The 2,576-nt window shown below is 68.9% G+C and carries 1 protein-coding gene; it reads left to right on the plus strand.

All coding sequences use genetic code 11. From position 1 onward, the window contains the following. Window positions 1–231 precede the first annotated feature (231 nt). Window positions 232–2,493, plus strand: a complete 2,262-nt coding sequence (locus tag AC5JLB_RS26715; RefSeq protein WP_495876868.1) for a putative bifunctional diguanylate cyclase/phosphodiesterase — start codon at window positions 232–234, stop codon at window positions 2,491–2,493. Window positions 2,494–2,576: the final 83 nt, after the last annotated feature.

The raw sequence follows: 2,576 nt of genomic DNA on the forward strand, positions 1-2,576 counted from the left end.
GGTGGAGGCGCTCCGGGGCGCCATCGAAGCGGGGCCATCTCCTGGCTCCGCGCCTCGGCCGAACCGTCCGGTCGCCGGACTCGGTTAACGATTTATTAGGAATGCTGGACCTACGGTTAACGGCGAATCACAGGAGCAATCCCGTTCGACCTCGGACTCGCTACCCCCCATGCGGGCCTCTCGCCGAGGCGCCCGCAGCCGGGGTCCTCGCCAGCACAGGAATGAAGCGGCATGCAGACGCACCAAGCCCGACGGATCGACCGGCAGCTCTCGAGCGCCCTCGCGGGCCTGCACGGCGCGTTCCGGCTGCCGGCGCTCATCGCCGGGCTGAAGGGGGACAGGCTGCCGGAAAGCATCGCGGCCGTGATGACCTGCACGATCGCCTTGTTCGTGTTGTCCTTCGGGTTCTCGATTTCATGGACAGTCCGCACCCTGGATCACGAGGCTGCCCAGCAATCCGTGGTCAAGGTGCAGAACGCCCAGAACAACCTCCTGGTGCGGGCACGGATGGCCGCCCTCGATTATGCCAAGTGGGACCTGGCCGTCGCTGCTCTCAGGAACGGCGACTTGGACTGGATCTTCGACAACATCGGGTCGACCGCCATGATCGGGCAGACCGTCCAGTTCGCACTGCTTGCCGAGACTCCGATCGCGGACAACATCGGCTGGACCGACGACGACGGCACCGAAGGGAGGGCGGGCCTGATCGACCGGGGCACCCTCCGACTGATCGACGACAAGCTGACCCGACTTGCTGCGGACAAGGCGGGGGCTACCCAGTTCTTCATCTGGTCGGGCGACGACCTCTACGCCTCCAGCGCCTCCCAATTCGAGCCTTTCGAGGAAAGCATCACTCCGCCTGACGGCGCCCACGACTTCGGCTTCCTCGTCATGGGCATCCGCGTGACGGACCAGGTCCTCTCGGAGCTCGGGTCGAGCCTCTCCCTCCGCGACCTGTCCATCGCCCCCGAGGTGCCGGACGGGCGCCTGGGCGTCGCCCTCCTCGGCCTCGACGGCGCCGCCGTGGCCTACCTGACCTGGGAGCGTCCGTCGCCGGGAGAGGATGCCGTCCAGCAGTTGCTGCCGGTCCTCCTCCTAGTCCTCGGCCTGGTCAGCAGCCTTGCCGTCGTCGGCTGGGTCCTGGTCCAGCGCAACGCCGCGCATCTGGTCGAAACAAAGCGGCAGGCCTCCGAGGCGGCGCTGACGGACGCCCTGACGCATCTTCCGAACCGCGCCGCCTTCAACCAGGTCATCGCCCTCCGCGCCCGCACCGGAGAGCGCGCGGTCGTCTTCCTGGATGTCAACCAGTTCAAGCGAATCAACGACAGCTTCGGCCACGCCGTCGGGGACCAGCTCATCGCCCTGGTGGCCCGGCGTCTCGCCCGCCTCAGCGCGCCCGACTGCGTCCTGGCCCGGATCTCGGGCGACGAGTTCGTGTTCGTGCTGACCGGCCCCTTCGCCGAACGCCGGACCACGAGCCTCGTCAGCGACATCGCGGCGGCCTTCGCGGAGCCATTCTCCGTCGCGGGGCGGCGGCTGGGCCTACAGGCCGCCGTCGGCTATGCGGTGCAGATGAGCGACGACCTCACGGGGGACGACCTCGTCCGGCAGGCTGACCTCGCCATGTACGAGGCCAAGCGCCTGCGGAGCCCCACGGCCGTGGCCTTCAGCGCGATGCGCGAGCGGGACGTGATCGACGCCTACCAGATCGAGTGCGCCCTCCGGTCCGCCCTGGCGGAGCCCGGCGAGTTCTCCGTCGTCTACCAGCCCATCGTGGAGCGCGGCGGCCGCTGCGTCCGGGCCGAGGCCCTCGCGCGCTGGGCCTCGCCCGAACTCGGCGTCGTGCCGCCCGGCCGCTTCATCCCCATCGCAGAGCAGGCCGGGATCATCGTCTCCCTGGGGCGGGTCATCTTCGACCTCATCTGCGACGACCTCGAAGCGCACCCCGACCTCCGCGTGAGCGTCAACATCTCGCCGCTTCAGCTGGTGGCCCCCGACTTCATCTCCGATCTCCTGGCCCGGCTGGAACGTCGCGCGGTCGATCCCTCCCGCATCGAGATCGAACTCACCGAGTCGGTCCTCATCACGGACACCCGGCTGGCCGAGGACAACCTCCGGCGCCTGCACGCGGCGGGGTTCTCCACCGCGCTGGACGACTTTGGCACGGGATATTCGTCAATCGGCTACCTCGACCGGCTCAGCTTCGAGACACTCAAGATCGACCGGACCTTCATCCAGGGCGTGCGAGGCTCGCCCCAGCGCCGGGCGCTCCTCGAAGGGATGATCGACCTGGCCCACCGGATGGGCCTGACCGTCGTCGGCGAGGGCGTCGAGAGCGACGACGACCACGAGCTCCTCTGCGAGGTCGGCTGCGACCTCATGCAGGGTTACCATCTGGGCCGGCCGCTTCCCGCGACGGCCCTGGCTGCCGCCTTCCTGACCACCGACGCGGACACGCTGCGCCGCAAGGACCGGGCGGCCCTCCCGACGTGACCATATTCCTCTGCCACCCCGAAGAGCCCGACGGCAGCGGGCGCCGACCCTTGGGAATGAAGGGCCTCCGGATCGGAGTCCAA

It is taken from the genome of Myxacorys chilensis (assembly GCF_059505265.1).

What these genes read in the sequence shown, in the direction of transcription:
- AC5JLB_RS26715 (WP_495876868.1), top strand. Translation starts at nt 232, where the DNA reads ATGCAGACGCACCAAGCCCGACGGATCGACCGGCAGCTCTCGAGCGCC.